Here is a 15,794-nt window from a genome sequence, read left to right as displayed (position 1 = left end):
CAGCTCAGCTCAGCTCAGCTCAGCGCAGATCTTGGACAGTTTCCGTTAGCAGCTAACGGGAAGTGTCCAAGATTGCCAGGCAGGTCCTGCCCGGGGTGTGTTCGGAGGACGCGGTCACGCGACCTGGCCGCCGCACGCCCCGCCCACTCCGCAGGCAAGGCCCCAGTTGCCGCTTCTCGGCCCACGAGGGTCGTCCATACGCCGCTGCGTGGCCCCACGGCCTTCCTCACACCGCCGCATCGTCCCTGGCAGGAGAGGACTGCGCGAGGTGCCCCGGACACGCGTCAGGGGCGGCGAATCGCCGCCCCTGACGAGGGTGTGTGCGCCCGGCTGGTGAACCACCAGAACTGGTCGGGCTACGGCCGGTAACTCGCCGGCCGGGCGCCGGTGAACCACCGGCGGGCCGAAATGTGCCCCCTAGATACGGTCGACAAACTGTGAGTCAAGCCACTCACGGAATCGGGCCACGGTGTCACCGTCGGTGCTCGGCCAGTCGTACTGGCCGGTCATCGCCAGGATGCCGAGGACCACCGCGCCGAGGCCGATGGCGATGCCGAACAGCGCGTCGGCCTTGCCCGCGATGTGCCGCCGCCGGGTGGCGATCAGGCCCAGCACGGCGAGGACCGCGCCGATCGCGCCGACCGCGATGCCGTACCCGGCGAGGGTTCCGGTAAGAACGAAGAGGATGCCGCCGACGCCGACGACCAGGCCCAGGGTGGCCAGCAGGCTGGCTCGGGGGCGCGGACCGGCGGGTGCGGGCGGTGCGTCGGGAGCGGGAACGGTGTCCCGGTCGGCCGTCGTGTCCCGGCTGCCCACACTGTCGCGGTCGCGCACAGTGTCGCGGTCGCGCACAGTGTCGCGGTCGCGCACAGTGTCGCGGTCGCGCACAGTGTCGCGGTCGCGCACAGTGTCGTGGTTGGTCGTGGTGTCCCGGTCGGTGGTGGCCGGGGTCCGATCGGTACGCACGTCCGGGTCGGTGTCGGTGACCGGGGCGGAGGCCGTGACCGGGGCGGTGCTGCGGGCGCGGCGGGAGCCGTCGACGCCGGAACGGGCGGTGACGGCGCGCGCCACGGCGGCCCGCTCGGCGGCGGGAGCGTCGGTCGTCCGACCGGTACCGGCTTCGGTGGTGGTGGCCGCACCGGCGGCGTTGTCCCGGTCGGCGGCCCGCGCGGAAGGCGTGCGGTCTCGGTCGGTCGCACGGGCGGTGGCGGCCGTGCGGTCCCGGTCGGTGGAGCGTCCGGTGGCGGCGCGGAGCCGGTCGGTGGCGCGCTCGGCGGCGGCGCGGTATCGGCCGGCGGCCCGCTCGGCGGTGATGCGGCCGCCGTCGGCGTCGCGTTCGGCGGCGGTGCGGTCCGGGTTGGTGGTCGTGTCGGTGGAAGCCGCCGCGCCCCGGTAGGTGGTGCCGTCGTCGGTGCGTCCGTCAGCGGCGGGACGGGCCTCGGTGGCTACCGTGCCGCTGCGGTCGGCCTCGTCGCCGGAAGCCGGGGGCGGTGCGGGCTCCTCCCGGCGGGACAGCGAAGGAAATCTCATGGGTTCACCTCCAGGTCATGCGTGGCCGGCGCCGACCCCGTCCTTCGCCCGCCACGCGTCAACGCCACCGAGATACCCAGCCCGCACTTTCCCGACACCCGTGCGGCATCGAGCCGACTGGATCTTCCACAGCTCGGCGCAACGGCGAGCAACGATTCGGCAGCGGCGGTGGCGGATCCGGCTCAGCAACGAGCGGGAAGAAGGCTCAGCGGCGGTGGCGGATCCGGCAGCGGCGGTGCAGGATCCAACCCGGTAGCGAGGGCCCGGCAGCGAGGGCCCGGCAGCGAGGGCCCGGTAGCGAGGGTCAGCGGCGGGGGCGGGTGAGGGGTGCCAGGAGGGTGGTGAGCAGGGCCGCCCGCCGGGGACGGGAGACCAGGACGGGCCGGCTGCGGACGCACCGGACGAGGACGTCCACCGCGCGGTCCACCGTCATCATCAGCGGCCGGACCGGTCCCTTCGCCATCTTGGTGTCGACGAACCCGAACCGCACGGTGGTCACGCTCACGCCCTGACCGCGCAGCGCCGCCGAGAGTCCCATCAGGTACGACGACAGCCCCGCCTTCGACCCGGCGTACCCGGGTGCGTCGCCGGAGACCATCCGGTCGGCCATGCTGGACAGCCCGATGATGTGCCCGTCTCCGGCGGCCACCATCCTCGGCACGACCGTGGCGACCGTGCGGGCCGCCCCGATCAGGTTGACCTCCAGGGTGCGGGTCTGCGCGTCCAGGTCGGCCAGGTCGACGGGCTCACCGATGCCGGCGGCGTACACGCAGAGGTCGACTCCGTCCAGCTCGTCGATCGCCTTGGCCAGCACCTCCGGATAGTCCGGCGCGGTCACGTCGACGGTGTGGTGGGCGTACGTGGGGACACCGATGCCGTTGTCGCGGCGGGACACTCCGGCGACCCGCCAGCCGTCGGCGAGCAGTCGTCGGGTGAACGCCAGCCCGATCCCGTCACTGTTGCCGATCACCACTGCGCAGCGCATTCGTTCCGCCATGCCCCACCGTCCTCATCGCACCGATGGTGCCCGCCCTACCGGCGGCCCGAGGCGCAATTGAACCAGAGTTTTCTGAGTACTCCCTACCAATGAGTAGCAGGTGCGGGCGGCTGTCGGCGTACGCCTCGGGTCGGGGCCGGTGCGGTGCGGGCGGGGGTTGGCCGGGTTGCGGCGCGGACCAGGGTGAGGCCGGCGCGCTGGACGAAAATCGATCGGCGGGTGAGCGCGTTGCCCTGGATGTCGAGCTGGTATCCGTCCAGCCAGACCCACCCGTCGTAGGTGGTCCAGTCCAGCTCACGGATCACCCGGAACATGATCGACCGGTGGAACTGCACGCTGGCCCGACGGGTCACCCGCAACAGGTCACCGGCCCGAAGCTGGCCATCGTGCCCCCGGTCGGCGGGGAGGTGGCGGGTCACAGCCAGCCCAGGAAGCGGTGGTGCAGGGTGCCGGCGGTCGCCCAGGCCATGTCCTGGCTGGCGGCCACCAGGCAGGAACTCAGGTAGAGCCGCAGCGAGACCGGCGCCTGGTCGTACTCGGCGCGCAGTTCGATGCGGCGGCGGGCGCAGGGCCAGGGCCGGTCGCATCCGGCGCAGATCCAGGTGGGCAGCACCGGCCCGTGGCGGGTCACCGTTGACCATCCGGGGAGTACGCGACCGTGCCGGTCGTGGTCGTGGAGGCTACGCGCATCGTGGTCCTCTCCGCGCGGCGATGATCGTCGGCAAGAACTGCTTCGTTGCCATTTTCACGTCAATTCATGACGGCATTTCATCCAGCGCCGGACACCAACCACGATTCCTCTGCCGCCCATCTTGCACAACGTTCCGCACCGCCCTAATGTCTTTCGGTAATTGCGCGCGACGAATGGAAATGAATCGCGGGCGCCCGGAAACACGATTGCGTGCGTCCGGAAACATCACGTGTTGCAGGAGGGAAAGCGGTGATGTTGCATGCTGGATGAAACAAGCGGGTCCACCGTGCCCCGGCGGCAGCTCGGACGCCTCTTCACCGAGCTTCGGGAGAACGCCCTGGTCACCCTCGACGAGGCGGCGGGGGCGCTGGACTGTTCACGACAGAAGATCTGGCGGATCGAGAAGGGTCTGGTGCCGGTCCGGCTGGTGGACGCCCGCGCGATGTGCGATCTCTATCGGGTGCCGGAGGAGATGGCGGCGATCGTCGCCGGGCTCGCGAAGGAGACCCGGGCCAAGGGGTGGTGGCACTCCTATGGCGATGTGGTGCCGTCCTGGTTCTCGCTCTACGTCGGCCTGGAATCGTCCGCCACCCTGTTGCAGCAATACGACGCGGAGTTGATTCCCGGGCTGCTGCAAACCCGTGCGTATGCAAGCGAACTCTTCCGCCGCAAGAACCCGACGATGACCCCGGAGGAGCGGGAGAAGCTGGTGGCGGTGCGCCTGCAACGGCAGAGCATCCTGGTTCGTCGGCTGCCCGTCGCGCCCACCCTCAAGGTGGTGCTCAGCGAGGCGGTGCTGCGCCGCACCATCCCCGATCGGCGGGCGATGGTCGAGCAACTCCGCCACCTGCTCGACGTGGCCGCGCTGCCGAACGTCTCGCTCCGGGTCCTGCCGCTGGCCGCCGGCCCACCGCTGGCCAGCGAGACCGGCACCTTCGTCGTGCTGGGCTTCCCGCAGGGGCTCGGCCGGGCCTCGACCGAGCCGACCACCGTCTATCTGGAGAACATCACCGGTGCGCTCTATCTCGACCGGCCGGCCGAGGTGGCCGCCTTCGCACACGTCTGGAACGACCTGGAGTCCCTCGCCTCCGATGAGGCAGAATCAGAGAAAATGATCAACATGATCATCGAGGAGCATCATGACTGATCTGGCCGGGGCCGTCTGGCGCAAGAGCACCCGCAGCGGCGGGAGCGGAGGAAACTGCGTCGAGGTGGCCGACAACCTGCCCGGCGTGGTGGCCGTCCGGGACAGCAAGGACCCGTGCGGCCCGGTGCTCACCGTCACGCCGTACGCCTGGACGGCCTTCGTGCGGCAGGTGCGGCACCGCTCACACTGACCGCGACGGCGGGCTGACTACGCTTGGTGTCGTGCCAGAGGGACATACGATCCATCGCCTGGCGGCCCGGCACGCCGAGCTGTTCGCCGGGGACAAGGTGCTCGCCGCCAGCCCTCAGGGCCGGTTCGCCGAGGGTGCCGCGCTGATCTCCGGCAGTGTGCTGGAGGCCACCGAGGCGTACGGCAAGCACCTGCTGCACCACTACGCCGGTGAGCGGACCCTGCACGTACACCTCGGGCTCTATGGCAAGGTGACCGACGGTGACGGTGAGCCGCCGGAGCCGGTGGGTCAGATCCGGCTGCGGCTGGCCAGCGACCGGCACTGGCTCGACCTGCGCGGGCCCACCGCGTGTGAGCTGCTCACGCCGCCCGAGGTGGCGGCGCTGCGGGCCCGCCTCGGCCCCGACCCGCTGCGGGCCGACGCCGACCCGGAGCGTGCGTACGACCGGATCCGGCGTAGCTCGACGCCGCTGGCCTCGCTGCTGCTGGACCAGTCGGTGGTGGCCGGCACCGGCCTGATCTTCGTGATGGAGGTGCTGTTCCGCGCCGGGCTACCGCCGAGGCTGCCCGGCCGGGAGCTGACCCGTCCCGCCTGGGGCGCCATCTGGGCCGACCTGGTCGAGCTGATGACGCTCGCCGTCGCCGTCGGCCGCATCGACACCGTCCGCGCCGCGCACCTGCCCGAGGCGATGGGCCGACCGGCCCGCGTCGACCGGCACGGCGGCGAGGTGTACGTCTATCGCCGCGCCGCCCAGCCCTGCCACGTCTGCGGCACCGCCGTCAGTCGGGGCACCCTCGGCGCCCGAAACCTGTACTGGTGCTCGACGTGCCAGAGCGAAGGAAGGGTCCCCTGCTAACGCCTCGCGTATAGCAGGGGACCCTTCCTAACATCCGGCGACGGTGCTCGCGCCCGTCGATCCGGGGCGCTGTTACTGCTTGCGCCAGTTCTGGTCGGCGTAGCCCTTGTCGGTGAAGATGATGAGCGGCTTCTCCGGGTCCGCCATGATCGTGTCGAGGACCTTGCCGTTCAGCTTGCTGACGATGCGGCCCTTGGAGTTCATCTGCCAGTGCTGGGCGGGGTTGCCGCTACAGGTGGTCGCCTGCACCACCGTGTTGTCCTCGGAACCACCCCAGGCGATGTCCATGCACAAGCCACGGGCACGGATGGTGCCGTCGCTGCGGAAGGTCCACCACTGCGCCGGGTCCTCGGTGCAGGTACGCAGCTTGAGCTGCATGCCGTCACCGCCGCCGGCACTGACGCACCGCTTCGTCTGTACGTGGAGGATCTGCACCGCGCCGGACGGGCGCGTCGGCTTCGGGTCGGCGGCCGGCGGCGGTGGTGCGCCCGCGTTCGCCCCCGCAGTACTGGGGCTGCTCGGGCTTGGGCTGCCGGAGGGGCTGGCGTCCGGACTCGGACTCGGGCTCGGGCTCGGGGACCCGGACGACGACGGGGTGGGTGAGGGGGAGGGGCTGCTCGGCAGGTTCGCCGTCAGCCGGCTGTCGAGCGCGTAGACGTCGGTGAAGGTCTTCACCGACCGCAGGAACGTCTCGGTCTGCCGGTCGATGGTGCCACCGTTCTGCCGCACCGCCGTGGTGCCGTTGCGGTACGCGGCGAGCGCCAACTGAAGCGGGTCCCCCTTCAGGCCGGACAGCTCGCGGACCAGGCTGCACAGGGCGTAGCCCATGGTGGGGACGGCGACCTCCGGCTCCCACACCGAACGACCCTTCGGCCCGTACGACTGCCACATGTCGGACCGGAACTGCGCGACGCCGCGTTGACCGGTCGCACCGAGCCGGTTCGCGTCGAACCCGGACTGCGCCATGATGTGGGCGGCGACCAGTGGTGGGGTCACCTCCTGGCAGAGCGAACCCGCCCGGACGATGTGCTGCACGTACTCGGCGGGAACCCCCTTCGCCTCGGCGGCCGGTGCCGTCTGGGCCGTCTCACCCGGACCGCCGAACTGCCGCAGCTTGCCGTAGTACCCGGCGTAGGCGCTGACCCGGTCGACGTAGGTCGTGGCCGCGTCGGGCACCCCGCGCACCTGGGCGACGGAGTTCAGCCCGACGTGGAAGGCGGCCACCGCGAGCCGCCACTGGTCACCGGCGGCACCCGCCAGCCGGAGATGGCCGGTGAGGTCGCACATCTGGTGGGCGAGCGCCAGGATGTTCGCCGACACATCGCTGCGTCGGGCGTCCGGCCACGGCTTCCACGCCTGCCACTTGTCGTCTTCGAGGCCGGCGATGCCCTGACCGCCGGAGACGGTCCGCGCCGCCCGGTCGTTCAGGCCCGATTCGGCCATCAGTTGTCCGGCGAGTCTTGCCGGAGTCAGCGTCGGGCAGGACCCGGCGGCAGCGATGAGCACGGTCATCTGCTTGTCGGTGACCGCGTCGCCGACAAGCACGTCATCGCGGGCAGAGGCGACGCCGAAACCGACGGCGGCGACGGCGGAGAGGACCGCGAGCGCGGCCAGGACGAACGCCACGAACCGGCGCGGCATCCGCTCCAGCTTGAGTTTCTTGAGGATGAGGTCGCGAGTCACAGGTAGGCCATCCCTTTCGGCGTGGCGACACCTGTGGCGACGGATCTGGACCGCTGCGCGTTCACGACCTCGCCGAGAAACTTTCCGGGACGGCCCCGGAGCTACGTCCGCGCGGCCGTCCTGAACGGTCGAGGAGCCACCGCACCATCTCGACTCAGGGGGACGTCGGCCGCGTGTGTGGCTGATCCGGCAGGTAGACGTGGTGGTCCCCGACCGTCGTGACCTGATGGCTCAGCCCTGCCCCGGCGAGCCATGCGCGTAGCCGGTCGTCCAGGGCGTGGTGCGTCGGTGCGACATACGCGGGACGGTCCGCTGAGGCCACGGCCTGGCGATTCGGCAGGTACCGGTCGAGCCCGGGAGTGAGATCATCGTTGAGTACGGCGCAACGAACCCTCTCCCGAGTCGCGAAGGTGAGCCGGTTGCACGTCCAGTAGTCGGCGTACACCTCCGAGACGCCCGTCTGCACGAGGTGGGCCGCGAGCAGATCGCGGCGGGCCTCGACGGCCCGGACCGTCGGCACGTGCAGCATCAGCCCGAATGTCGCCACCGCCATCGTGCTCAGCAGAGCGGCGGACGGCACCACTGCCGCCCATCGACGGCGACGTCGCCACCGGGAATCGTCGGCGGCCACGAGCCGCGCCGTGAGTCGCCAGAGGGGCCAGAGCACGACGGGAGTCGAGATGAGCAGCGGTGACAGGTAGCGAGCGCTCTCCACCGGGGTCGCTGCGGCGGCGGAACTACGCGCGTACGCGACGATGCTGACGACGGCGGCGAGGACCAGGGCGAGGCGTACCACGTTGCGGAACTGGTCGCTGTCGGAGCGCCGGATCCCACGGACGGCGAGGACACCGGCGGCAGCGAGCAGGGCGAGGTAGGGGATGGCCCAGGCGACCTGCCAGGGTTCGCACCGACCGGGTGAGCAGACCCCGACACCCATCGGGATGCCAAACAGGACGCCCCCGCTCATTCTCGCCGCGACGGAGGCCGCGTCACCCGGATCGCTCTGCCCGAGGAAGACGGCCAGAGAGCTCTCGGCCAGCGGCGACGTGAGGTCGTGCCACAACAACGGGGCCGCTCCGACGATGAAGCCAAGCAGCACCCAGGCGGGCCGTCCGCGTCCCTGTCCGCGAGATCGACGCAGTGCGAGGAAGAGGACGGCGGCAGCGGCCGCGAGATACGGCAGGATCAGCCAGTGAGTCCAGAAGAGCAGCCCGGCTACCGCCCCCCAGAGGGTGAGTATCCATCGACGGGGACGCAGCACACCCACGCCGAGGAGGGCTGCCAGCAGAATCAGCCACACCGCCCCCGGACTGATCTCCGGATAGCCGCCTGCGGCGATGAGCTGGTTCTTGATCACCCGATCGGATCCCAGCGCCAGGACGGCGATCGTCACCACTGCGGGCCAAGGGCCGACGATCAGCCGGGACAGGGCGAACATGCCGACGACGAACACCAGGTAGCAGAGCAGCATCGGTAGCCGCAGCGCCACCGTCGACGGGCCGAACAACCAGAACATCGGGGCGGCCAGGTACGCCTCGATCGTGCCCATGTAGGACTGACCGTAGAAGAAGACGGGAAAGTCCTCACCACGCGAGATGTGCAGCGCCGCCAGCCCCATCGTGGCCTCGTCGCTGTTGGTGGGAGGCACGCCGAGCGCGATCAGCGCCGCCCGATAGATCAGCCCGGCGGCTCCGACAAGGCAGGCGATCCTGGTGGGCAGATCCCACCAGGATCTGTTCCTCGGCTCGACAGCGGCATCGTTGATCTGCGCAGTGCCGGACACAGAGACCCCGTTCCCCGTGATGGCCAGAGACGTCGAGTGTGCTTGGTGTCAAATGGAGCTTGTCTCGGACTGATCTGACTGTAGCGATTCGACAACTCGACAGTTGATTGACTTGCGCAAACGTGTAGCGAATGTCTGCAAACTGTTGGTCATGGCTGGTCGAGGAGCCAGCTAACGATCTCGACGTGGTCGGCGAAGACCGTGTCACCGGCGATGCTCCAGGCCATCGTGTGGCCGATCGTCCAGTCGCGTACCCGGTCCCGGTCCAGTCCCAGCTCGGCGCTGAGCCGGTCGAGCCGGCGGCGTACCGCTGCGGGGGAGTGGCCCAGCTCGGTGCCGCGCACCATCGGCACCGCCGAGAACTCCCGCTCACCGACGAGCGGTTTCGGGTCGATCGCCAGCCACGGCTCGCGGGTGGCCCGGAGCACGTTGGCGGCGTGCAGGTCCTGGTTGACCAGCACCTGTTCGCCCTGACTACCGGCCAGCCCGGAGAGCAGGTCGAGGGCGAGGTCCACCAACCGCCGCTCGTACGGTCGCCCGGCCCGTTCCCAGGCGGCCGGTAGCGCGACCGTCCAGCCCGCCACCGCCTCGGCCAGCGACAGGAACGGCCCGTCGGCCGGCTGCCAGAGGCGGGGGAGCAGCGCCACCACCGCGTCCAGCGCATCGTCAAGCGGGAGTACGCGCAACGGCGTACCGGGGTCGCAGCGCTCGATCAGCAACGCCCGCCGGTCGAGGTCGTGGGCGAGCAGCCGGGCGGCGCCGTCGCCGTTCCAGTGGTGCAGCGCCGCCGCCTCGTGTTCGCTCTCCGAGTCGGGGAACTGCAACTTGAGCACGGCACGGGTGCCGTCGGCCCGATCGGCCGGCACCACCAGCGAGGTGGTGCCGGACCCGAAGGGCGGCCCGACCCGCAGCGACCAGTGCCGGGCGCAGGCGGCCAGCAGGTCGGGCAGCCCGGCCAACCACTGCGCGCCACCCGGCATGGCGCGCAACCAGGTCAACTCGTCGGGGATCCGCACCGGGTGCGTCACCGCAGGCGGCGGATATCGCCGTAGGCGCGGTAGAAGCCGCCCCGGCCGGACTCGCGGACCTCGGTGACCAGGTAGCGGGCGCCGGGCTGGCGGATGCCCTTGGGGAACTGCACCGACCAGTTCCGGTGGTAGCCGGCGGAGAGCACGTGCACCCGCAGCCGACCGCCCTGCTCGACGCACTCGACGATCACCCCGTCGCCGGAGTCGGCGACCACCTCGACCTGCGTGACCGCGGCCGGCTCGGGCATCCGGGCCGGTGCCTTCACGTCGACCACGTCCGGCACGCTGCCCGCCTCGGCCGCCCGGATCGCCGGCTCGCTCGCGTCGATGCAGGCCAGGTGGCCGCTGGTGGTCACCACGTAGAGCCGCTGGTCGTGGTACTGCATGGAGTACGCCGAGCCGCAGCCGGTGCCGAGCTTCCACAACCGGGTGCCGTCCTCGGCGAAGCAGTAGATCGAGGACTGGCTGTCACCGGCGAAGACGTACCGGCCATCGGAGGCGGTGGCACAGGAGAAGACCGGCGCGTCGGCGCGGTAGGTGCGGGCGTACCGGCCGTCCTTGCCGATGCGGACCACCTCGCGGGTCGCGGTGCCGGCGAACACCGCGTCGCGCTCCTGCCAGCCGAACAGCACCGAACCGGTGCGGGTGTGCCACAGCTCCTGCCCGGTACGCCAGTCGTAGCCGCTGACCCCGGTCGAGTCGCCGTGGTAGACCGCGTCGCTGTCGCAGCGCACCATCCAGGCCGACGAGCCACGCCCGCCCCGACGCCAGAGGAACTCGTCCTCGTGGTCGACGGCGGCGATCCCGCCGTCGGCGTCGGAGACACCCAGCACGCCGTCGTGGATGTCCAGCCAGTAGATGTCGATGTCGGGCGCGATCGTGTACGCCACCCGGGGGATCTTGCCGGAGAGGTCGTAGACGTTGCCGTCGTCGCAGCCGGCGTAGATCCAGGCGTCGTCGGCGACGATGCACTTCACCCCGTCGGGCAGGCGGACCTGGTCCAGCACCCGGGCGTCGTGGTCGAGCGTGGTGATGACGCCTCGCTCGTTGCCGACCGTGCAGGTGCGACCGTCGATGAAGATGCCGAACGCGGGAGCGCCGGAGTCGTAGCGCCACAGCACCGGTGCAGTGCGGGCGGTCGAGCGGGTGCTGACGATCTGCCGCCGGGACACCGCGCGCTTCTGACGGACGCCCGGCACCGCCGGGGCGTACCCCTTGCGGACCTTCTCGCCGATCTTCTTCGCGGCAGCGGCCCGCGCCCGCGCGTTGTCCGGATAGCCGGAGGTCTTGACCTGCCCCTGGTCGCCGATCCGGCCGTAGCGCACGGTCAGCGTGGTGTCGTCGACCACCACCTCGTAGAACTTGTGTGCTGCACCGTCCGTTTCGGACAGTTCGAGGTAGGTCGTCTCCTGCGACATGCGGGTCCTCCGAGGGGTCGGCACCGTCCCTGTCTGGGGCGGCGCGCACACGCTAACCCGCACCACCGACAGCGACCCGAGCAGACCTCAGCGCGGGTCGAGCGCGTCGACCGCCTTGCGGGCGGCGACCAGCACCGGGTCCCAGACCGGGGCGTACGGCGGGGCGTAGCCGAGGTCGAGCGCGGTCATGTCGTCCACCGTCATCCGATTCCACAGCGCCACGGCCAACGTGTCGATCCGCTTCGCCGCCTCGGTCCAGCCGACGATCTGGGCACCGAGCAGCCGCCCGCTCGGACGTTCGGCGATCAGCTTGACCGTCATCGGCCGAGCACCCGGGTAGTAGCCGGCCCGGTTGGTCGACTCGGCGATCACCGTGACGAACTCGAAGCCGGCCGCCAACGCGTCGCGCTCCCGCAGCCCGGTCCGCCCCACCTCCAGGTCGCAGACCTTGGCCACGGCCGTGCCGATCACCCCGGCGAAGGTGGCGTACCCGCCGCCGATGTTGATCCCGGCCACCCGGCCCTGCTTGTTGGCGTGCGTGCCGAGCGGCACGTGCACCGGCATGCCGCTGACCCGGTGCAGGGTCTCCACACAGTCCCCGGCGGCCCACACCCCGGGCACCTCGGCCACCCGCATCCGCCGGTCCACCCGGATCCCGCCGGTCGGCCCGAGCGGCATACCGGCCGCCTCGGCGAGCGCGGTGTTGGGGCGTACGCCGAGGCCGAGCACCACCACGTCGGTCGGGATCGCGCCGTCGTCGGTGACCACCTCGCTGACCCGGCCGTCGCGGACGGTGAGCGCGTCGACGCGTACGCCGGTGCGGATGTCCACGCCCAGACCCCGCATCGCCTCGGTGACCAGCGTGGCCATGTCCGGGTCCACGGTCGACATCGGCTGCTCGTCCCGCTCGACCAGGGTCACCGACAGCCCGCGCCGGACCAGCGCCTCGGCCATCTCCACACCGATGTAGCCGCCGCCGACCACCACCGCGCGCTGCGGCTTCGGGTCGGACTCCAGCCACTTGCGCAGGGCCGCGCCGTCGTCGAGCGTCTGCACCCCGAAGACCCCGAGCGCATCGGTACGCGCCCAGTCCGGCTTGGTCGGCACCGCGCCGGTGGCGTACATCAGGGTGTCGAAGCCCTCCCGGATCTCGCCGCCGCCCTCCAGATCGCGGGCGACCACCTCGCGGCGGTCCAGGTCGATCTCGGTGACCTCGTGCCGGAGCCGGACGTCGATGTCGTACTTCTCCCGGTGGGTCGCCGGATCCCGGGCCACGAGCTGCTGCGCGTCGCCGACCAGACCACTGATCCAGTACGGGATGCCGCACGCCGAGTACGAGGTGTAGTGCCCCCGCTCGAACGCGATGATCTCCAGGTCGTCCGGGCCGCGGCGGCGCCGCGCCTGGGCGGCAGCCGCCATGCCGGCGGCGTCCCCGCCGACGACGATCAACCGTTCCGCCACGGCCATCCTCCTCCTCACCCGGGGATCTCGCCCCGGGTCTGTCGCGCCACGTCCGCCACCACATCCTCCAACCGACCGGTACGCGCGAACACCGCACGCTGCCGCGCCGCGCCGGTGCCGTGTTCCCGCAGCCGGTCCAGCAGCTCGGTCACCTCGGCGAGGTCGCCGTGCCGGTCCAGCGCCGGGCCGAGCCGCCCGACGAGCTGGTTGAGCAGGTCCCACGCCGGGCGCAGCTCACCGGTGGCCAGGTCCACCGCCTCGCCCTCCAGGCCGTCGTGCGCGGCCCGCCAGTGCGCGCCGACCAGCAGGTGGTGGTCGGCGGGCAGCGGCGGCCGTCCGGCGGCGATGTCGTCCAGCGCGGTTGCCACCAGCGCGCGGACCAGGCCGGCGACCAGGACCGCGTCGTCCACCGTCGGGCAGACGTCGCCGATGCGCAGCTCGACCGTCGGGTACTTGGCCGACAGCCGGGCGTACCAGTAGAGCATCCCCTCGTCGAGCATCACCCCGCTGCCGATCAGCTGGTCGATCAGTCGTCGGTAGTGGTGGTGGGAGGTCAGGAACGGCGTCGGCGCCACCGACGGCCAGCGTTCCCACTCGATCGAGCGCCAGCTCGCGTACCCGGTGTCCTCGCCCCGGGAGAACGGCGAGTTGGTGGTGACCGCGTGCAGGATCGGCAGCCACGGCCGGACGTGGTTGAGCACCTGCACCCCGGTGTCCGGGTCCGGCACCCCGACGTGCACGTGCATGCCGTTGTTGCCCGGCCCCGGCACCAGCAGCCGGTAGCGCTCGATCATCCGGTCGAAGCGGGGCTTGTCCACCACCGGCGGCACCGGCCCGTCGATCGGCCCGGTGCCGATGGCGAGCAGTTGCGCACCGGCCCGGTCGGCGGCGTCGGCGAGCGAGGCGCGCAGCAGGGCCAGGGAGTGCCGGATCGAGGAGAGCTCCAGCCCGGGCGGGCTGCCGATCTCGATCTGGCTGGTCTGGAACTCGCGTTCCACCTGACCGTGGAGTTCCGCCGGGACCTGTTCCAGCACCGCCTCGACGGCGGGTACCGCTGCGCCGCCGTCCGGGTCGACCAGCAGGAACTCCTCCTCGACTCCCACCGTGAGCAGGTCGGTCTCCTCGACCTGCCGGGTCGGCGCCGTCGCCACCTGCCTGACCATCACCACCACCGTCCGCTCCTGTCGGGGCGGTACGTCCGCGCCGTCGGCCGGCAATTACCCCCCGTGGTGGCCCACGGAAACCCGCCCTGCTCGGTGTAAGGAAGGGTCCCCTGCTAACGCCTCGTGTAGAGCAGGGGACCCTTCCTAACATCCGGGCGGCCCGCCGCGACATGCGTGCGGCCTGACGCGCGGTCGATCGACATTGACAACTGTCCGGGTGGGACGTACAACTCCTGAGAGAGCGCTCTCACACCTCCGTCCCGCAGAGAGGCACGTCCATGACACCTGCCCCGGCGGCGCCCGCCGCCCTGCCCGCGCGACGCCGGCTGCGGCTCGCGTTGGCCCTGATCACCGCCACCGTCACCGGCGTCGCGGGGCTCGCCGCGACCGCCGACGCCGCCGTGCCGACGCCCCCGTCCGGGTGGAGCCTGGTGTGGAGCGACGACTTCACCGGCGCCGCCGGCACCCTCCCGTCGTCCAGCAACTGGATCATCGACACCGGCACCAGCTACCCGGGCGGGCCGCCCAACTGGGGCACCGGCGAGATCCAGACGTACACCAACAGCACCTCGAACGTCAGCCACGACGGCGCCGGCAACCTGCGGATCACGCCGCTGCGCGACAGCTCCGGCCGCTGGACCTCGGCCCGCATCGAGACGGTCCGCAGCAACTTCAAGGCCCCGAGCGGCGGCATCCTGGCCATCGAGGGCCGGATCCAGATGCCCAACGTCACCGGCGCCGCCGCCTCCGGCTACTGGCCCGCGTTCTGGGCGCTCGGCTCGCCGTACCGGGGCAACTACCAGAACTGGCCCGGCATCGGCGAGTTCGACGTGATGGAGAACGTCAACGGGCTCAACACGGTCTGGGGCGTGCTGCACTGCGGCGTGGCGCCCGGCGGCCCGTGCGACGAGTTCAACGGCATCGGCGGCTCCCGCGCCTGCCCCGGCAGCACCTGCCAGTCGGCCTTCCACACCTACCGCTTCGAGTGGGACGCCTCGACCAGCCCCCAGCAACTGCGCTGGTATGTCGACGGGCAGCTCTACCACAGCGTCAGCCAGTCCCGGGTCGGCGAGCCGTACTGGTCGCAGATGACCAGCCACGCGGGCTACTTCCTGCTGCTCAACGTGGCCATGGGCGGGGCCTTCCCGAACGGGGTGGCCGGCAGCACCACGCCGACCTCGGCCACCGTGCCGGGGCGTGGAATGCTCGTCGACTACGTGGCCGTCTACAGCCGTGGTGGCAGCACCCCACCCACCACCCCGCCGCCGACCACTCCGCCGCCGACCGGGGTGCGGGACGCGTACGGCACCATCCAGGCCGAGTCGTTCAACGCGCAGAACGGCGTGATCGTCGAGGCGTGCTCCGAGGGCGGACAGAACATCGCCGCGCTGCGCAACGGTGACTGGGTCCGCTTCGACAACGTCGACTTCGGCTCCACCGCGCCGCGCGACTTCGTGGCCCGGGTCGCCTCCGGTGCGGCGGCCGGGGTGAGCGGCCTGGTCGAGGTACGGATCGGCAGCCCGACGAGTACGCCGATCGGTAGCTTCGCCCTCGCCAACACCGGCGGGTGGCAGAGCTGGCGCTCGGTGCCCGGCAACGTCTCCCCGGTGACCGGTCGGCAGACCGTCTACCTGACGTTCAGCAGCGGCCAGCCGAACGACTTCGTCAACGTCAACTGGTTCCAGTTCCGCCGCTGAGCGCGGTGCTCGCGTAAGGGTGTCGATGTAAGGAGGGGTCCCCTGCTAACGCCTCGTGCATAGCAGGGGACCCCTCCTTGCATCCGTGCCGGTGAGGTGCGCATCCGTGCCCGTGGGGTCTGGACAGAAATAGTTAACAGTCTTAATAAT

At 71.1% G+C, this 15,794-nt stretch carries 14 protein-coding genes; 4 read left to right on the top strand and 10 right to left on the bottom strand.

Annotated elements, in window-relative coordinates; genetic code table 11:
- Nucleotides 1-417 precede the first annotated feature (417 nt).
- The 4 genes from ABT008_RS00810 to ABT008_RS00795 form a co-directional block, all read right to left on the bottom strand.
- A complete protein-coding gene (locus ABT008_RS00810; RefSeq protein ID WP_350692517.1) occupies nucleotides 418-1,530 on the bottom strand; it encodes a DUF4383 domain-containing protein in 1,113 nt (370 codons plus the stop codon).
- A 304-nt stretch (nucleotides 1,531-1,834) separates the two neighbouring features.
- Nucleotides 1,835-2,527 (bottom strand): SDR family NAD(P)-dependent oxidoreductase, encoded by a 693-nt coding sequence (locus ABT008_RS00805; RefSeq protein WP_350692515.1) that lies wholly within the window; start codon nucleotides 2,525-2,527, stop codon nucleotides 1,835-1,837.
- Between the two features lie 83 nt (nucleotides 2,528-2,610).
- Nucleotides 2,611-2,841 (bottom strand): hypothetical protein, encoded by a 231-nt coding sequence (locus ABT008_RS00800; RefSeq protein ID WP_502890328.1) that lies wholly within the window; start codon nucleotides 2,839-2,841, stop codon nucleotides 2,611-2,613.
- A 101-nt stretch (nucleotides 2,842-2,942) separates the two neighbouring features.
- A complete protein-coding gene (locus tag ABT008_RS00795; protein ID WP_350692512.1) occupies nucleotides 2,943-3,158 on the bottom strand; it encodes a hypothetical protein in 216 nt (71 codons plus the stop codon).
- 319 nt (nucleotides 3,159-3,477) lie between these two features.
- Here ABT008_RS00795 and ABT008_RS00790 point away from each other — a divergent pair, with 319 nt between their 5' ends.
- Genes ABT008_RS00790 through ABT008_RS00780 form a run of 3 tightly spaced genes read left to right on the top strand, consistent with a single transcriptional unit; the run spans nucleotide 3,478 to nucleotide 5,411 of the window.
- Nucleotides 3,478-4,365, top strand: a complete 888-nt coding sequence (locus ABT008_RS00790; protein ID WP_350692510.1) for a helix-turn-helix domain-containing protein — start codon at nucleotides 3,478-3,480, stop codon at nucleotides 4,363-4,365.
- Nucleotides 4,358-4,555 carry a DUF397 domain-containing protein gene (locus ABT008_RS00785; RefSeq protein WP_131056549.1) on the top strand — a complete coding sequence of 66 codons (198 nt, stop codon included), beginning with the start codon at nucleotides 4,358-4,360 and terminating at the stop codon, nucleotides 4,553-4,555. The genes ABT008_RS00790 and ABT008_RS00785 overlap by 8 nt, the downstream gene beginning before the upstream one ends.
- Before the next feature lie 31 nt (nucleotides 4,556-4,586).
- Nucleotides 4,587-5,411 (top strand): Fpg/Nei family DNA glycosylase, encoded by an 825-nt coding sequence (locus ABT008_RS00780; protein ID WP_350692509.1) that lies wholly within the window; start codon nucleotides 4,587-4,589, stop codon nucleotides 5,409-5,411.
- 72 nt (nucleotides 5,412-5,483) lie between these two features.
- Here ABT008_RS00780 and ABT008_RS00775 read toward each other — a convergent pair whose 3' ends face one another.
- From ABT008_RS00775 to ABT008_RS00750, 6 genes are all read right to left on the bottom strand, one after another.
- Nucleotides 5,484-7,094 carry a ricin-type beta-trefoil lectin domain protein gene (locus tag ABT008_RS00775; RefSeq protein ID WP_350692507.1) on the bottom strand — a complete coding sequence of 537 codons (1,611 nt, stop codon included), beginning with the start codon at nucleotides 7,092-7,094 and terminating at the stop codon, nucleotides 5,484-5,486.
- Between the two features lie 154 nt (nucleotides 7,095-7,248).
- Complete coding sequence (locus ABT008_RS00770; RefSeq protein WP_350692506.1) at nucleotides 7,249-8,877, bottom strand: ArnT family glycosyltransferase; 1,629 nt, start codon at nucleotides 8,875-8,877, stop codon at nucleotides 7,249-7,251.
- Nucleotides 8,878-9,026: 149 nt separating this feature from the next.
- On the bottom strand, nucleotides 9,027-9,905 hold the full coding sequence (locus ABT008_RS00765; protein WP_350692505.1) for an aminoglycoside phosphotransferase family protein: 879 nt from the start codon (nucleotides 9,903-9,905) through the stop codon (nucleotides 9,027-9,029).
- On the bottom strand, nucleotides 9,902-11,323 hold the full coding sequence (locus ABT008_RS00760) for a WGR domain-containing protein (protein WP_350692504.1): 1,422 nt from the start codon (nucleotides 11,321-11,323) through the stop codon (nucleotides 9,902-9,904). Before ABT008_RS00760 ends, ABT008_RS00765 begins: the two co-directional genes overlap by 4 nt.
- Before the next feature lie 87 nt (nucleotides 11,324-11,410).
- Nucleotides 11,411-12,784 (bottom strand): FAD-dependent oxidoreductase, encoded by a 1,374-nt coding sequence (locus tag ABT008_RS00755; protein ID WP_350692502.1) that lies wholly within the window; start codon nucleotides 12,782-12,784, stop codon nucleotides 11,411-11,413.
- 14 nt (nucleotides 12,785-12,798) lie between these two features.
- The gene (locus ABT008_RS00750) at nucleotides 12,799-13,947 is read right to left on the bottom strand and encodes a carboxylate-amine ligase (protein WP_350692500.1); all 1,149 of its coding nucleotides are present in this window, start codon (nucleotides 13,945-13,947) and stop codon (nucleotides 12,799-12,801) included.
- A 278-nt stretch (nucleotides 13,948-14,225) separates the two neighbouring features.
- On the opposite strand from ABT008_RS00750, the gene ABT008_RS00745 reads away from it, so the two are divergent.
- Nucleotides 14,226-15,644 (top strand): carbohydrate-binding protein, encoded by a 1,419-nt coding sequence (locus ABT008_RS00745; protein WP_350692499.1) that lies wholly within the window; start codon nucleotides 14,226-14,228, stop codon nucleotides 15,642-15,644.
- Nucleotides 15,645-15,794 lie beyond the last annotated feature (150 nt).

The organism is Micromonospora sp. NPDC002389 (assembly GCF_040296095.1).
Lineage (GTDB): Bacteria > Actinomycetota > Actinomycetes > Mycobacteriales > Micromonosporaceae > Micromonospora.
The sequence above is the reverse complement of the archived record's forward strand: the minus strand, read 5'-3'. Positions and strand labels throughout refer to the sequence as shown.